The following is a 15,192-nucleotide window of genomic DNA, read 5'->3' as shown; positions in this document are numbered from 1 at the left end:
CCGGGGTGCCGTCGCGGTACCGGTGACCCCTCGCCGCGCCGGGGTGATCCCGCCGAGACGGTGCCGGCTCGCCGTGCCGGAGTGCCCTCGCGGTGCCGGTGCCCCCTCGCCGCGCCGGGGCGATCCCGCCGCGCCGGCGTGATCCCGCAGTGCCGGTGACAGCTCGCCGTGCCGGGGTGCCATGACACCTCGGCGCCGCGAGGTCGGGGCGGCAGGGTGAGGTCGGGACCGGGGCTCAGGCCGCGGAGGCGGAGACCTCGTCGGCGGCGATGGCCGGCGCGACGGGCAGGGTGACCGGGGCGGTCATCGTCTCGACGTGGGCGACGCGGTCGCGCACGAGGGAGAGCAGCTCGGAGAGGGTCATCCCGAGGCCGTCGCAGACCGAGGCGAGCAGCTCGGAGGAGGCCTCCTTGGTGCCGCGCTCGATCTCGCTGAGGTAGCCGAGCGAGACCGCCGAGGACTTGGCGACGTCGCGCAGCGTGCGCTTCTGCGCGGTGCGCACCTCGCGGAGCACCTCGCCCAGCTCGTGGCGGAGCAGGATCACGGTGCCTCCTCTCGGGACGTCGGCTCGTCGGTGGTCGCCCTACGGTACCGCGCCGGGGCCTCGTCGGCAGGGAGGTTCCGGACGGTCCCGACCTCGTGGACGAGCCGAGCCGTGAGGCTCGTGGCCCGGGCCCGCGGCCGGTCCTCGGAGAACGCGCGCTCCCCCACGGCTGTTCCCGCCGGCCGCGCCGCCCCCGCCGGGGTCACCGCGAGGCTCCCCCGGACCGTCGCGCCGCGCGCTCGGCGCGCTTGCGCACCGCCCGCTCGCTCGTGCGCCGCAGCCGCAGGGCCTGGATTAGGTAGTCGACCCCGGTGACGACGGTGACGACGACAGCGGCCCCGAGCAGGGTCCACGACAAGGCGTCCCAGAAGCCGCTGAAGGGCAGCGTCGAGCGCGGCCAGAGGAAGAACCCGATGCCGAAGGTCTGCAGCAGCGTCTTGACCTTGCCGCCCCGCCCCGCGGCCATGACGCCGTGCCGGATGACCCAGAAGCGGATCGCGGTGATGCCCCACTCGCGCACGAGGACGAGCACGGTGACCCACCACATGACCTCGCCGACGCTCGAGAGGCCGACGAGGGCCATCGTCACGAGCGCCTTGTCGGCGATCGGGTCGACGACCTTGCCGAAGTTCGTCACGAGGCCGCGGCTGCGCGCGAGGTCGCCGTCGATGCGGTCGGTGATCATCGCGACCGCGAAGACCCCGAAGGCCGCCCAGCGGTGGGCCGGGTCCTCGCCGCCGTGCGTGAGCAGCAGCCAGCCGAAGACCGGGACGAGGGCGAGGCGCAGCACCGTGAGGTAGTTGGCGATGTTCCACGCGCTCGGGCCGGTCTCGGGCACGACCGGGCTCGCGGGGTCGATCCCGACGCGGTACGGGTCGCTCATCCGCCCGTCGGCGAGCGGCCCGGGCCGCACGGGGCGTGGCGGGCGGGGGGTGGGTTCGCTCATCGCGGCTCCACCAGCAGGTCGACTCCCTCCGCCCCCACGACGACGCCCTCGACGAAGGACCCGACGGCGGGCAGCGCACCGTCGGTCATCCGCACGTGGCACACCCCGTCGACGTCCGGCCCCTGGTGGTCGGCCCGGCCGACGACGACCAGGGCGTCCTCCTCGTCGTGCTCCTCGACGAGGACGGTGACGGGCTCCCCGACGCGCTCGAGGGCGCGCTGCGCGGTCAGCTCCTCGACGAGGGCGGAGACGCGCTCGACCCGCTCGGCGACGACGTCCTGCGGCAGGTGGCCGTCGAGGGTCTCGCCCTCGGTGCCGTCCTCGTCCGAGTAGCCGAACACGCCGACGACGTCGAGCCGGGCCGCGGTGAGGAAGCGCTCGAGCTCCTCGACGTCGGCCTCGGTCTCGCCCGGGAACCCGACGATGACGTTGCTGCGGGCGCCGGCGAGCGGCTGACGTGCGCGCGCGCCCTCGAGCAGCCCGAGGAAGGGCTCGGTGCCGCCGAAGCGGCGCATCCGGCGCAGCAGCGGGGTCGAGGCGTGCTGGAAGGACAGGTCGTACCAGGGCGAGACGCCGGGCGTCGCGGCCATCGTCTCGAGCAGGCCGGGGCGCACCTCGGCCGGCTGGAGGTAGGAGACGCGGACGCGCTCGACGCCGTCGATGGCCGTGAGCTCGGGGAGGATCGACTCCAACAGCGTGAGGTCGCCGAGGTCCTTGCCGTACGACGTCGAGTTCTCGCTGACGAGGAACAGCTCGCGCACGCCCTGCCCGGCGAGCCAGCGCGCCTCGGCGAGGACGTCGGTGGGCCGGCGCGAGACGAACGAGCCGCGGAACATCGGGATGGCGCAGAAGGCGCAGCGACGGTCGCAGCCGCTCGCGATCTTCAGCGGCGCCCACGGGGCCGACCCGAGGCGCGAGCGGACGACCTCGGCGTCGTGCCCGGGCAGCGCCACGCTGTCGGACGCCGCAGGGCGCTCGACCGGCGAGAGCGGCAGCAGGCGACGGCGGTCGGTCGGGACGTGGGACTGGGGGCGGCTGCCGGCGAGGATGCCCTGGAGGTGGGTCGACATGTCGGCGTAGGAGTCGAACCCGAGCACCGCGTCGGCGTCCGGCAGCTCGTCGGCGAGGGTGCGCCCGTAGCGCTCGGCGAGGCACCCGACGGCGACGACGGCCCGGGTGCGCCCGGTCTCCTTGAGGTCGGCCGCCTCGAGGAGGGTGTCGATGGAGTCCTTCTTCGCCTGCTCGACGAAGCCGCACGTGTTGACGAGGGCGACATCGGCGTCGGCGGCGTCGTCGACGAGGGTCCACCCGTCGGCCGCGAGCCGGCCGGCGAGCTCCTCCGAGTCGACCTCGTTGCGGGTACAGCCGAGGGTCACGAGCGCGACGCTGCCGCGGGTCGCACTGGTCGTCATGCCGCCACTCTAGTTGCGCCGGGTCGGCCCCTCGGGCACCCCCGGTAGGGTCGCGCGCATGCTCGAGCACACGCAGGCCCGCATCGCCGCGCTGCTCGCGGACCACCCGGTCCTCGACGGCCACAACGACCTGCCCTGGGAGGCCCGCGAGCGGGTCGGCTACGACTGGGAGCGCCTCGACCTCGCGGCCGGCGGGCTCCCCACCCACACCGACCTCCCGCGGCTGCGCGAAGGCGGGGTCGGCGCCCAGTTCTGGTCGGTCTTCGTCCCCGCCGAGCTCCAAGGCGACGCCGCCGTCGCGGCCACGCTCGAGCAGGTCGACGCCGTGCACGAGATGGTCCGACGCCACCCCGGTGACCTCGCCCTCGCGACGACCCGCGCCGAGGTCGAGCAGGCCCTCGCGACCGGCCGCATCGCCTCCCTCATGGGCGCCGAGGGCGGGCACAGCATCGACTCCTCGCTCGGTACCCTCCGGATGCTCTTCGCCCTCGGCGTCCGGTACATGACGCTCACCCACAACGACAACGTGCCGTGGGCGGACTCCGCCACCGACGAGGCGGTGCTCGGCGGTCTCTCGGCGTTCGGCCGCGAGGTCGTCCGCGAGATGAACCGGCTCGGGATGCTCGTCGACCTCAGCCACGTCTCGGCCGACACCATGCGTGACGCGCTGGAGGTCACCGAGGCGCCCGTCGTCTTCTCGCACTCGTCGGCGCTCGCCGTCTGCGACCACCCCCGCAACGTCCCCGACGACGTCCTCGAGCGCCTGCCCGGCAACGGCGGCCTCTGCATGGTGACGTTCGTGCCCAAGTTCGTCTCCCCCGCCGTGCGCGAGTGGGACCTCGAGGCCGCCGATGCCGCAGCGGCCGAGGGCATCTCGTCGTCCGACTTCGTCGCCTACACCGCGTTCACCGCCGCCCGCCGCCGGACCCACCCGGCCCCCGCGGCCACGGTCGACGACGTCGTGGCGCACTGCGAGCACGTGCGCGAGGTCGCCGGCGTCGAGCACATCGGCCTCGGGGGCGACTACGACGGCGTCGACGTGCAGCCGGCGGGCCTCGAGGACGTCAGCGGCTATCCCCGGCTGCTCGCCGCCCTCGCCGAGCGCGGGTGGAGCGACGCCGACCTCGGCGCCCTCACGAGCGGCAACGCCCTGCGCGTCCTCGGGGAGGCGCAGGAGCGCGCCGGCGAGATCGCCGCGACCCGCGGCCCCGGCCTGGCGCGGATCGAGGTCCTCGACGGGGTCGCCGTCTGAGCGACGGGGACGCCCCGGGCGCAGCAGGTCAGGGGCGGTTGCGCATCACCGTCAGCGCGACGAGCCGCGAGATGACCATCGCGACGTAGAGCACGCCGCCGAGCTGCTCGATGGTGCTCACGGCGCGGGCCTCGGGCTTGACCGCGACGACGTCGGAGAGGCCGACGCTCGTCAGCTGGGCCGCCGAGAGGTAGATCAGCTCGAGGAAGGTACGACGATCGGACTCCGCGTGCCCGATGAACGAGCCGGGCCAGATCTCCTGGATCGCGAGGAAGACGTAGGCGAACGCGAAGACGAGCACCGTGAAGGCGGCGCCCACGGCGAAGAGCTCGTCCTTGGTCACCCAGGAGTCCTCGAACATGTACGAGATGAGCGCGTACGCCGTGTAGAAGTAGAAGAGCGCGAGCACCGAGTGCGCGAACACCAGCACGGAGCCGGTGTCGTCGACGAGGCTCCAGATCTCGAGCACGGCCGCGGGCAGGGCGAGGGTCGCCGAGAGCCACGTGAGCGCCGGCGTGCTGCGCACGGTGAAGACGGCGGTGACGAGCGCGGCGAGGCTGAGCAGCGAGATGACGGCGCGTCCGCCCTCGGTGTCCTCGAGGAAGGGCAGCAGGAGGATGACGAGGATCTGCACCGCGAGGAGCATGGCCGAGGGCTGCTTGCGCAGCGTCGCCTTCCACCGCTCCCACGTCGACGGCGGCTCCCGCAGCTCCTCCCAGGTCGAGGTCATGGGAGCACGGTAGCCGGGCGGCGACCGCGGCCGGTCACCGGCGGCCCGTCAGCTCCCAGGCGTCCTCGCCGTCGTCGTCACCGTCGTGGTACTCGACGGCCGCCGGGTAGCGGTCGAGGTCGTCGGCCACCGCGTCGCCGCCGTAGCGGACGACCGGCACCTCCGCCGTGTCGTCCTCGGGGACGGCGTGGCCGGCGGCCGCGGCGGACGCCAGCGTGTGCGCGTCCCCGTCCATCGCCTCGCCGTCGAACGGCACGTCCGCGTCCGGCACGTCCTCGCCGCGCAGCAGCGCGAGCGTGGTCGGCAGGTCGTCGGCCTTGACGAGCACGTCGCGCGCCTTCGAGCCCTCCGAGGGCCCGACGACGCCGCGCGACTCGAGGAGGTCCATGAGGCGCCCGGCCTTGGCGAACCCGACGCGCAGCTTGCGCTGGAGCATCGAGGTCGAGCCGAACTGCGTCGTGACGACGAGCTCGGTCGCCTGGAGCAGGAGGTCGAGGTCGTCGCCGATGTCGTCGTCGACCTGCTTCTTCGGCGCGGCGACGACGACGTCGTCGCGGTAGCGGGGCTTGAGCTGCTCGGTGACGTGCGTGACGACGGCGTGGATCTCGGACTCGGTGACCCACGCGCCCTGGACGCGCATCGGCTTGCTCGCACCCATCGGGAGGAAGAGCGCGTCACCCTGGCCGATGAGCTTCTCGGCGCCCGGCTGGTCGAGAACGACGCGGCTGTCGGCGAGCGAGGAGGTCGCGAAGGCCATCCGCGAAGGGACGTTGGCCTTGATGAGGCCGGTGACGACGTCGACCGAAGGGCGCTGGGTCGCGAGGACGAGGTGGATGCCCGCCGCGCGCGCCAGCTGGGTGATGCGGACGATCGACTCCTCGACGTCGCGCGGCGCGACCATCATGAGGTCGGCGAGCTCGTCGACGATGACCAGCAGGTACGGGTAGGGCGTGATGACCCGCTCCGACCCCGGCAGCGGCTTGACCTTGCCGGCACGGACCGCCTTGTTGAAGTCGTCGACGTGCTTGAACCCGAACGCCGCGAGGTCGTCGTAGCGGGTGTCCATCTCGCGCACGACCCACTGGAGGGCCTCGGCGGCCTTCTTCGGGTTGGTGATGATCGGCGTGATGAGGTGCGGGATGCCCTCGTAGGCGGTCAGCTCCACGCGCTTGGGGTCGACGAGGACCATCCGGACCTCGTCGGGGGTCGAGCGCATGAGGATCGAGGTGATCATCGAGTTGACGAAGCTCGACTTGCCCGCGCCCGTGGCGCCCGCGACGAGCAGGTGCGGCATCTTCGCGAGGTTGGCGATGACGTAGCCGCCCTCGACGTCCTTGCCGACACCCATGACCATCGGGTGCTCGGACCCGCGCGCGACCTGGCTGCGCAGGACGTCGCCGAGGCTGACCTTCTCGCGGTCGGTGTTGGGGATCTCGATGCCGATCGCCGACTTGCCGGGGATCGGGGACAGGATGCGCACGTCGGCGCTGGCGACGGCGTAGGCGATGTTCTTCGAGAGGGCCGTGACCCGCTCGACCTTGATGCCCGGGCCGAGCTCGACCTCGTAGCGGGTGACGGTCGGGCCACGGGTGAAGCCGGTGACCTGCGCGTCGATGTCGAACTGGTCGAGGACGGTCGTCAGCGACTCGACGACGCGGTCGTTGGCCGCGCTGCGCGCCTTGTGCGGGCTGCCCGGCTCGAGGACGCCCGAGTCCGGCAGCGTGTAGGTGATGTCGCCGGCGAGCGAGAGCTGCTCGACGCGCGGGGGCAGCTGCGCGGTGGGCGGCGCCTCGAGCGGGGCCTTGGCCTGGACCTGCCGGGCGAGCGCCTCCGCCGCGGCCGGCGGGGCCGTCTGCGAGGACGCGGCGGCGGGCTCCGGGGCGGACGCGGGGCGCTTCTGCCCGGGACGCAGCCGCTTGCCGGTGCGCGGGTCGACGACCGCGGCCTGCTCGAACGCCTCGTCGCCGTGCATGGAGGCCTCGGCGTCGGCGAGCTCACGGGCGGTGCGGCGGCGGCGCGTCGCCTTCGGGGCCGGCTCGGGCTCGGGCTCGGCGTCGGGGTGGTGGCCGGTCAGGCGGTCCATCGCCCCGCGCAGGCGCTCGGGCACCTGGTGCAGCGGGGTCGCGGTGAGGACGAGGAGGGAGAACAGGCCGAGGAGGAGCAGCAGCGGGACGGTGCCGTAGACCGACACGGCCGCCTCGAGCGGGCTGGAGGCGAGGAAGCCGATGATGCCGCCGGCCGCGCGCATCCCGTCGGCGCCCTCGGGCGGGGTCGGGATGCCGGCGGAGACGTGGACGAGGCCGCAGGCGGCGAAGGCGAGCGCGGTGGTGCCGACGGCGGCGCGGGAGGTCGACTCCTCCTCGCGCGGCGCCCGCAGCACCCGGATGCCGAAGGCGAGGAGCACGAGCGGGACGGCGTAGCCGACCTTGCCGAAGGTCCCGGCGACGACGGCGTGGACGATCGTGCCGACGGCGCCCGGCATCCCCCACCACTCGCGGGCGGCGACGACGACCGACAGCGCGACGAGCAGGAAGCCCACGCCGTCGCGGCGGTGCTCCGGCTCGAGGTCCCGCCCGGCGTCACCGACCGTGCGCGCGACGGCGCCGGTGGCGTGGGCCAGGCCCATCCACGTGGTCTGGGCGGCGCGCAGCGGCAGTGGCAGCCCGCCCGAGCGCGCGGGTCGCTTGGCCGCCGTCCGGGGGCTCGCCGCCTTCTTCCGCGTCGCGGGGCGCGTGCTGCCACCCCGGGAGCGGGAGGTGGGGGACGTACGTGTCGCCATGGTCGCAGGCTACGCGAGCGTCACAGCCGACTCACGTGTCACACGCGGCACGGGAGCCACGGATTTCCCGCCCGACCGCCGGCGTTCCCGGCCGACACGCACGTGCGGTGCCCCGCTCGACCCCTGTCGCCGAGCGGGACACCGCACAGTCGTGCCGGCCGGGTGGACCGGGTGCGGCCCCCTGCGGAGCCTGCCCGTTCCCGTCGGTGGGCTCCCCCTGCGGAGCCGGCCCGACGTCCTGCCGTGCGTCGTGGTCACCGGAGCCCTGCGCCCCGGCGGTCGTGCCCACCTCCTCCACCGGTGTGGAGTTGACTGGTCACTGACGCGTACTTTACGAACTCTTTACCCGGTTCGCTAGAGGTTCGAAGAACTTTGTCGATCCGCTCACCTGTCGGACGGCGCCTGGGGGGGACGCTGTCGCGGTCGGCCCCTGCAGGCCCACCGGATGTCGTCCGATGGGAACCACTTTACGGAGGCTTTACCTTTCCGGGGCGGGTTCGGCGATTTCTCTCCCAACGTCATCGGAACGGATGAGTGGCCGTGGCGCCGCAACGGCTACCGATTCCGTAGGTGGGGGCTCGCCGAGCAGCCGATCCGCGCCGGAACCGTGCGAGGACGCTCAGTGCGGAATCGGTTGAAGGGTCGACGACCCTCGCGTGGTCGGGCTCAGGCCTCGATGACCGTCGGGATGATCATCGGGCGCCGGCGGATCTTGCGCCCCACCCACGGTCCGATCGTGCGCCGCACGACCTGCTGGAGCTGGTGGGAGTCCGTGACGCCCTGGGCCGTCGCGTCCTCAAGCGCCCGTATCGATACGTGGACGACCCACAGCAAGGGAACGAGAAGCGCGATCACGCCCCAAGCCCGATTGGTGTTCGCGACACGATGCCGGCGCCAGTCCCAAGCACACAAAACCGTTACAACTGCCCCTACGGATTGGTACTTTCGCCGCCCCAATAAGTCGAGCAAGCCGTGGGATGGCGGCGAGCCCCGGCTCGACTTGCATACTGATTAGATGTCCACGCGCATATGCTCTCCAAGTCTCAGACATCCCGTGCGTTATGCACCTGCACGAAGGCAACACATTCTGGCCTGGGTCGTTGAAGGTGGGACCGCTCGCCGGCAGAACTTCCGATGATTTGCCTGCAAAAGTGGTCGCCGTGCGGATGAACGAGTTCATCAGATCGTCAGACCATCCACCTCTAGCAACGGTAAAGTCCTGATGAGCCTCGTCCCAAGATGGTCGCCCTAATCCGAACGAAGCTGCCTGCATTAGTAGAGCGGGTGGCACCAACACGTCTGCATCCGTGCCATAGACTTCCGCCGCGCCAGCAGGGTCCGCCAGGGCTGCCACGACTAAATTCTCTCGACCCGGAAACCTGGCACGCACAGTCTCTAGCGTTGAGCCGCTTCCCGTCCAGCCGTCCAAGATCACTACAGAACCGACCTGGTGGCTGTCAACGAAGTTCGCCGAAGACCGCCCTAGCCCGTGTTCACGGTCGAACCCAGCGATCGCCCACTCAAGAGGCCGCACCGAGTGAGGCCACGCCGCAGCAACTGCGGCGCCGACAGAGATGCCTCCCCGGGCGAGTGCCAAGAGCCGTATAGGCGACGGGAGAGCTGCGAGTTTCCCCACCAAACGAGCCATCGCGTCCGGCAACCAACAGGCACTGAAGCTCAACTCACGTTCGAAAACAGGCGCAAGCTGCAAATCACGCATATGTTCCTTGGCGAGACTGCGAGCGAACTCACCGTCTGTGACTTGCATCAACATGTGCACCTTGCGCATGCCTCATCACCCTCCCAATCTGCTTTGCAGTTGAGACAACAAATCCGCCGTCTGCTCTACAGACCTTCGAAGGGCGGGACGAGGCGCCACATGGGGTGCAGATTCCCGCAAAGTGAGCTCGAATGCACGTGACTCAAGAATCGCCTCTAATAGTTCCCGAGTGCGAGCTAGCTCCGCTATTGACTTCCTCGTCAACTTCGTGACCTGCTCATCGAAGTCACCAAATACTTCAATCGCCTCACTCTCGAAGGTGGGGATCGGCTTGCGCCCCGATTGCCAAAAGGTAATGCTCTTACCCAGAAGCAAAGCGGGGCGGACCCCAGTCGATGCTTCCAGGTTCTTCAGGAGCAGGAGTTTGGTCAGCTCACGCTCCCACATCAACGCCCCAATGCAGCGGATATCTCCACTCTGCAATTCATTGTCTTGTAGGTATTTCAGCACTAACCAACCACGAAGACTGTGTTCCACCAACGATCGCGATTGAACGCTCTCTGGATGTCCAGAATTTATGTCATGGTATGAACGAAAGGGGTAGCCCATGATTCGCGAAGAACTTCTTAGGAACTCCGACCTCCCTAAAGACTCTAACGAGTCGAAAAACTCTTCCCGGAGAAGTGACTTGGCGTATGGCTGAAAGTCAGCGCCACTCAACACCTTCACTCTGCCAAATTCTTCCCCGAAAACGATCTTCAAGTTTTGCAACAAGTCGTGCTCCTTCTGAAGGTTCTCATCAGACCGAGACCAGCCACTCCAGGGGACCACAACCACCTTCTTCACCGTACCTACCTCGAGGCGTCTACGCAGGTACTCAAAATATAGTAAATCCATTAACGGAATCAACGGGCGTAGACTCAACTCGTAGACCACGAGATCTACAATGGCATCACCGCCCTCTCGAAAGTACGACGGTAATTCTCCACTCAACCTCGGCTTGGCGCCTAGCTTCCTTCGACTGGATCTACCCAAAATTCTCTGAAAATGCGCCATTGTGCTACGCCATCGCTCTGCATACCTGGCGGAAAATGTCAGAAGCAGCGATTGCACAACCACGCCACCTACGGCGCCTACGAACCACATCAGGATCGACACTTGCTATGCCTTTCTCTTCAATAGTTCCTCAGCAGCCCACCGGGCGCTGAGGAGGCAGTCCGTGAGGTTTCCGGAGCCTTGATAGCGACCAACGAACATGGATCCCAACTCTCCCGCCGCGAAGAGACCTGGAATCGCCCCATGGATCCCCCAGACTTTTCCGCCATAACCTCGAGTGATCCCCCCTTGCGTGTTGAGAATCGCGCCTTCTACTGGGATGCCTACAAACGGAGCATCTCCGAGCTTCTTAATGGCAGATCGTGTTTCTGCAATTATCGCGTCTTCTCGGATCGAAACTAGCGCCCTACGTAGGGACGTTTCTGCTTTTTCCGGGTGATGAAATCCCAGATAGCCCGGCGCGTGCCCGGCATCTCGCCCCAGCACGCTCTCTTGAGAGTTGGAAGCCAGCGAAGTGACGGCTATGGCCCTCGACAACCTTTGCCTAAAAGGTCCGCGCGAACCACTCAAAGCCCACCCGTGACGCGACACATCTGGCTGCGGAATCAGACGGCCACTCTCAGCATCCATCAACAGATAGTCGCGGCCGTAAGACTTATAGAGTGGGCTTGGCGTCACACCAAGTACCGTTCGACCGTAGCGAAACGCATAATACGGACCGCAGTAACTGAGATGATTGTGCGGAACCGCCCCTACAGAGACTGCTATGCGAGCTCCATCGCCACGGGCGAACGGCGAACCCAGCGTAAGTGGCGGCGCATGAGACTGGCGCAATGTGGCCGCACTGCCACCGCAACACAGAACTACTCCCCAACGACTTCGAACAACGGATTTCCTATTCATTCTGGTGAAATGCACCTCGTCCACCCTGCCGAGCCGATCCAGCCGCAAAGACCGAACTCGAGCACCGTTCACCACGACTGCGCCATTCGATTTCACGCTCGTCTGCAAGTCCTTGAGGCGCTTCCCGGGAAGTTCTTCACCCCATTTTTCGATCGAATTCGCTCCCTCAACCTCGGGAAAGTCAGCCTTCGCGCTGTGGCGCTTCTCTAAACGATATCCGTACTGGTTCGCGATAGAGACAATGTTTTGGCTTTCCTCGACCCATTGCTCAAGCATCACTGACTCTGCGCCAAGGGCTTTCAGATATAACACCGTTCCGCGCCGATCGCTACTAGAGAGGAAGCCACCCCCACTAATCTTTGAGTTGCCGCCCGCCTTCTCAGCCGATGCGGCATCAAGGATTAGGACCGAGGCCCCCTTGCGCAAGAGTTCCGCAGCGCACACCGCGCCCGCAAGACCGAAACCCACCACCACTGCGTCAAACACAGGGCAATTTCTAGACATATCAAGCGCCAATCAGGTGTGCATGCAAACGCCTCTTTAGCCAATCGTCTAGCGAACTTGTTGAAAGTTTTTCCAGGCACCACATGTATGCCCAGTCTCTGTCGCCAAGGAGCACGGAGACGAAGACCGAGGCGCTTTCACAGTCTTGCGCCTCCATGAGAAGCTTGGCGTCGACCAGGGAGAAGTCGCACCGAATCCCAAGTCGAGATTCCACCGCTTTTTCAATCAACGCATCGGAACTAAAGCAAGAATCCGCAAGACGATCGCTCGGCTTGTTCGATATTAAGCCTAGGCTGGTCTTCGCCAACAGATACGACGCAAAAGAAGGGTCGTCCTCACAGCGTCGGGCAAACCTGAGATACTCAAGAACTCTCAACATCCTTGATTCTGTCAAGGAAATGGACCGGGTATAGTCTTTGGCTAGGACGGAGACACGGATATTGTGTCCGCATGACTTCAAATCGCGAGCGATTCTCTGCGCTAAGTCGTGACGAACTTGCTCATTGTGAGAATAGATGACATCAACATCGCTATATGTTTTACCTTCAGCGAAATGAAAGTCTCCATATTTGAAGGAGCCTTTCACGTAGCAGCCTTCAGCGCTTCTTTCAACAGTTTCTAAGACGCTGCGCTGTAGAGCGTGGCGAGAAGTTGCGTAGGCACCTGAATCATCATTTGAGCGCAAGGGGGCAGCCTCCGTAGTGAGAAGTGCACGGAAGTCGCTGGCCCCTTGCCGCTTCCTTCGCGGCGCGAAGAGTCATACCGCTCAAACGTTGCGCGTCTTTCTGGGTGGCTTCCATTTGCATCGTGAAGGCCGTCGGGACCGTAGCATCACCCATTTGAACGCAGCACGCGGTGGCCGTGCCCCGACCCAGATCCAGAGACAGGAAACCTTTGGATCGTAGTTTGCATTTGTGTTCATGGGCGTCGGTGCGCCTAATGTCATCGAAATGAGGCCCCCATTCCGTCGCGATCTCTTGCGCTAAAGATTCGTACTGTTGTAGGGCCCCAGCGCTGCCGAAAGTGTTCTCAAAAATCAACTTGATCCGTCGAACGCCGTCGGCCTTGAGTTCCCGGAGAGTTTTCCTTAGCGATCTGACTGTGAAGGTGCTCGGACGATTTGGGCTCATCACTATGGTCGCTTCAACCGTCGTAATCTGGGCCAGGGCGCGGCGATTCTTCGAGAGAGTGCCGTTATCCACTTGCACACCAAACGCAATGCTGGGAATGTGGGTATCGTGAACACTGATGGTCACCTGCTCTGGTGGAGCAGCGGTCAAGTAATCAAGGTGGGGCTCGACGCATAGCCCATTCGTCAATATTCGATACTTAAACCCGCGTGAGATGAAGATCGAGACGAGCGCAGCAAAGTTGGCGAACAGTAGTGGTTCACCGCCAGTAAACCTCACCTCTTCGCATCCCATTTCTTCTAGGGTTTCAGCAAAGTTGCCAGCACGTCGCATGACTACTGGGCTTAAGTGAGCAGACTCTGTGAATTTGGGCGCCACGTAACAGAATGAGCACGCTGCATTGCACAGGTTGGGAACAAAAACGAATGCGGCCCTCGCGCCGTAGTCCGACCACTCTGCCTTCATATCCTCAGCCCCCCCGCTAACCGACAGACTCACAGCGCGGTACTGCGAGTACGCAGACGGTAGTGCAAGTCTGTTGATGAGACCAGACCTTGTCCGTCCGTTCATCCGCTTTCCGCAGGCGAGGCGGCGCGGTGGGACCCATGACCGGCGACCGCCGAGCATGAGATTGCGCTACCCCTAGCGCATGCCGGCGTCGCCGAGGAGCGGCTCAAGTCAACAAAGCATCGCGGATTCCGGCCTTCGCATGGGACATCAATTGTTGGATCGAACGCGACCCAGTCCCACCGACAGTGTGTCGAGATGCACTTCTTACGGGACGCCTGTCGCCTTCGGCTCCGCGCTCGCATCAGAGACCCCGGAAGATCCTTTTTGCTGCAGGACGGTGACCGATGGGAGACCTTCGAAGGTGGGTTCGTTGCGTGTGGGGGGCTGTGAACCTTGGCCGGCGTGCCAGTAGATGGCAGAAGTGGGAGGGGTGAGTCCCGTGGGGTGGTGTAACTGCGCCGTCGCGTGAGGCTCTGCTGGGTCGACTATGCCGTGAGCTCGGCGGTGGTGGCTACCTCCTTGGTTGTGGCGGTGTCGATGGTCTTCATGGACTCCTCGGAGAGGTAGCGGCGGTCGCAGGCGGCCCATTCGTCGTGGGTCTCGACCAGGACGGCACCGGCCAGGCGGAGCAGGGCTTCGGGGTTGGGGAAGACACCGACGACATCGGTGCGGCGTTGGATCTCCTTATTGACCCGCTCCAGGGGGTTGGTCGACCAGATCTTGCGCCAGTGCGCCTGGGGGAAGGCGGTGAACGCGAGGATGTCGTCGGCGGCCTCGCGCAGCATCGACTCCACCACCGGCAGCTGCCGCCCGAGCATGGTGGCGATGACGTCGAGCTGGTCACGCACGTGCTGGGCGTCGGGTTGGGCGAAGATCGTGCGGATCGCGGCGGCGACCATCTCGGCGTTGCCCTTGGGGACCTTGGCCAGCACGTTGCGCATGAAGTGCACGCGGCAGCGTTGCCAGCTCGCGCCGAAGAACACCGAGGCGATCGCGGCCTTGAGGCCTTCGTGGGCGTCGGAGATGACCAGCTTCACCCCGTGCAGGCCGCGGGCCTTGAGCGAGCGGGCAAAGGCGGTCCAAAACGCCCCGTCTTCACTGTCGCCGACGTCGAACCCGAGGACCTCCCGGTGCCCGTCGGCGCGCACGGCGGTGGCAACCACCACCGCCTGCGAGACCACCCTGCTGTTGACGCGGGCCTTGCAGTACGTGGCGTCGAGGAACACGTACGGGTACTGCGCGTCCTTGAGCGAGCGGGCCCGAAACGCGCCGACCTCCTCGTCGAGGTCGGCGCAGATCCGCGACACCTCCGACTTGGAGATCCCGCTGTCGGCGCCCAACGCCTTGACCAGGTCATCGACCTTCCTGGTGGACACCCAGTGGGAGCGGGCCGTCCACCCTTTCCACTCTGGCGGGGGGCAGCCCGGCGGAGTAAAGCCGAAGACGTCGCGGCAGTTTGCGCGCGGCGAACGTGAACCTCACGGGCGGATGCTTAGACATCCACACCGCAACCGAAGGTTGGTCCGTCATCAACGGCCCGCGTAACCAATCTCGTGGATGACTACTACAGCACTCCGCTTGTCTTCAATGGCGTGACCTGCCTCAGCGTTCTTGTGTGGAGGCCCGAGGCAAAGATAGCCGTCTCAACGGACACGGGCCCGTCGCCGAGGATGGGCCCGATATGCGGGGGGTGCCCTTATGCGCTC

11 protein-coding genes and 2 pseudogenes are annotated in these 15,192 nt (G+C 66.6%); 1 reads left to right on the top strand and 12 read right to left on the bottom strand.

Features of this window, described 5'->3' with window-relative positions; all coding sequences use genetic code 11:
* Window positions 1-235: 235 nt before the first annotated feature.
* The 3 genes from LG324_RS09580 to LG324_RS09570 form a co-directional block, all read right to left on the bottom strand.
* Window positions 236-544, bottom strand: coding sequence for a helix-turn-helix domain-containing protein (locus LG324_RS09580; RefSeq protein WP_030527327.1), 309 nt, complete (start codon window positions 542-544; stop codon window positions 236-238).
* 202 nt (window positions 545-746) lie between these two features.
* Window positions 747-1,490 (bottom strand): CDP-diacylglycerol--glycerol-3-phosphate 3-phosphatidyltransferase, encoded by a 744-nt coding sequence (pgsA, locus tag LG324_RS09575; RefSeq protein WP_404353084.1) that lies wholly within the window; start codon window positions 1,488-1,490, stop codon window positions 747-749.
* Window positions 1,487-2,902, bottom strand: a complete 1,416-nt coding sequence (locus tag LG324_RS09570; protein WP_404353082.1) for a MiaB/RimO family radical SAM methylthiotransferase — start codon at window positions 2,900-2,902, stop codon at window positions 1,487-1,489. The genes pgsA and LG324_RS09570 overlap by 4 nt, the downstream gene beginning before the upstream one ends.
* 58 nt (window positions 2,903-2,960) lie before the next feature.
* Here LG324_RS09570 and LG324_RS09565 point away from each other — a divergent pair, with 58 nt between their 5' ends.
* A complete protein-coding gene (locus LG324_RS09565; protein WP_404353080.1) occupies window positions 2,961-4,154 on the top strand; it encodes a dipeptidase in 1,194 nt (397 codons plus the stop codon).
* Between the two features lie 28 nt (window positions 4,155-4,182).
* Here the strand turns inward: LG324_RS09565 and LG324_RS09560 are convergent, their stop codons facing one another.
* From LG324_RS09560 to LG324_RS09520, 9 genes and pseudogenes are all read right to left on the bottom strand, one after another.
* A complete protein-coding gene (locus LG324_RS09560; RefSeq protein ID WP_051750304.1) occupies window positions 4,183-4,884 on the bottom strand; it encodes an ion channel in 702 nt (233 codons plus the stop codon).
* 34 nt (window positions 4,885-4,918) lie between these two features.
* On the bottom strand, window positions 4,919-7,663 hold the full coding sequence (locus LG324_RS09555) for a DNA translocase FtsK 4TM domain-containing protein (RefSeq protein ID WP_404353078.1): 2,745 nt from the start codon (window positions 7,661-7,663) through the stop codon (window positions 4,919-4,921).
* Window positions 7,664-8,329: 666 nt separating this feature from the next.
* Window positions 8,330-8,470, bottom strand: a pseudogene (locus LG324_RS09550) (hypothetical protein); the annotation flags it as partial.
* On the bottom strand, window positions 8,460-9,383 hold the full coding sequence (locus tag LG324_RS09545; protein ID WP_404353135.1) for a cysteine protease StiP domain-containing protein: 924 nt from the start codon (window positions 9,381-9,383) through the stop codon (window positions 8,460-8,462). The gene LG324_RS09545 and the pseudogene LG324_RS09550, both read right to left, overlap by 11 nt.
* A gap of 75 nt (window positions 9,384-9,458) precedes the next feature.
* Window positions 9,459-10,319, bottom strand: a complete 861-nt coding sequence (locus LG324_RS09540; RefSeq protein WP_404353077.1) for a hypothetical protein — start codon at window positions 10,317-10,319, stop codon at window positions 9,459-9,461.
* 225 nt (window positions 10,320-10,544) lie between these two features.
* The gene (locus LG324_RS09535) at window positions 10,545-11,828 is read right to left on the bottom strand and encodes an FAD-binding protein (protein WP_404353076.1); all 1,284 of its coding nucleotides are present in this window, start codon (window positions 11,826-11,828) and stop codon (window positions 10,545-10,547) included.
* A 19-nt stretch (window positions 11,829-11,847) separates the two neighbouring features.
* Window positions 11,848-12,432, bottom strand: a complete 585-nt coding sequence (locus LG324_RS09530) for a hypothetical protein (protein ID WP_404353075.1) — start codon at window positions 12,430-12,432, stop codon at window positions 11,848-11,850.
* Between the two features lie 85 nt (window positions 12,433-12,517).
* Window positions 12,518-13,441: a radical SAM protein gene (locus tag LG324_RS09525; protein WP_404353074.1), complete on the bottom strand. Its 924-nt coding sequence runs from the start codon at window positions 13,439-13,441 to the stop codon at window positions 12,518-12,520.
* A 530-nt stretch (window positions 13,442-13,971) separates the two neighbouring features.
* Window positions 13,972-14,868: pseudogene (locus tag LG324_RS09520) on the bottom strand (IS256 family transposase); the annotation flags it as partial.
* Window positions 14,869-15,192: the final 324 nt, after the last annotated feature.

Source organism: Phycicoccus jejuensis (assembly GCF_044797865.1).
Taxonomy (GTDB): Bacteria; Actinomycetota; Actinomycetes; order Actinomycetales; family Dermatophilaceae; genus Phycicoccus; species Phycicoccus jejuensis.
The sequence above is the reverse complement of the archived record's forward strand: the minus strand, read 5'-3'. Positions and strand labels throughout refer to the sequence as shown.

What these genes read in the sequence shown, in the direction of transcription:
- pgsA (WP_404353084.1), bottom strand. Translation starts at nt 1,490, where the DNA reads ATGAGCGAACCCACCCCCCGCCCGCCACGCCCCGTGCGGCCCGGGCCG.
- LG324_RS09570 (WP_404353082.1), bottom strand. Translation starts at nt 2,902, where the DNA reads ATGACGACCAGTGCGACCCGCGGCAGCGTCGCGCTCGTGACCCTCGGC.
- LG324_RS09565 (WP_404353080.1), top strand. Translation starts at nt 2,961, where the DNA reads ATGCTCGAGCACACGCAGGCCCGCATCGCCGCGCTGCTCGCGGACCAC.
- LG324_RS09560 (WP_051750304.1), bottom strand. Translation starts at nt 4,884, where the DNA reads ATGACCTCGACCTGGGAGGAGCTGCGGGAGCCGCCGTCGACGTGGGAG.
- LG324_RS09555 (WP_404353078.1), bottom strand. Translation starts at nt 7,663, where the DNA reads ATGGCGACACGTACGTCCCCCACCTCCCGCTCCCGGGGTGGCAGCACG.
- LG324_RS09545 (WP_404353135.1), bottom strand. Translation starts at nt 9,383, where the DNA reads ATGCGTGATTTGCAGCTTGCGCCTGTTTTCGAACGTGAGTTGAGCTTC.
- LG324_RS09525 (WP_404353074.1), bottom strand. Translation starts at nt 13,441, where the DNA reads ATGAAGGCAGAGTGGTCGGACTACGGCGCGAGGGCCGCATTCGTTTTT.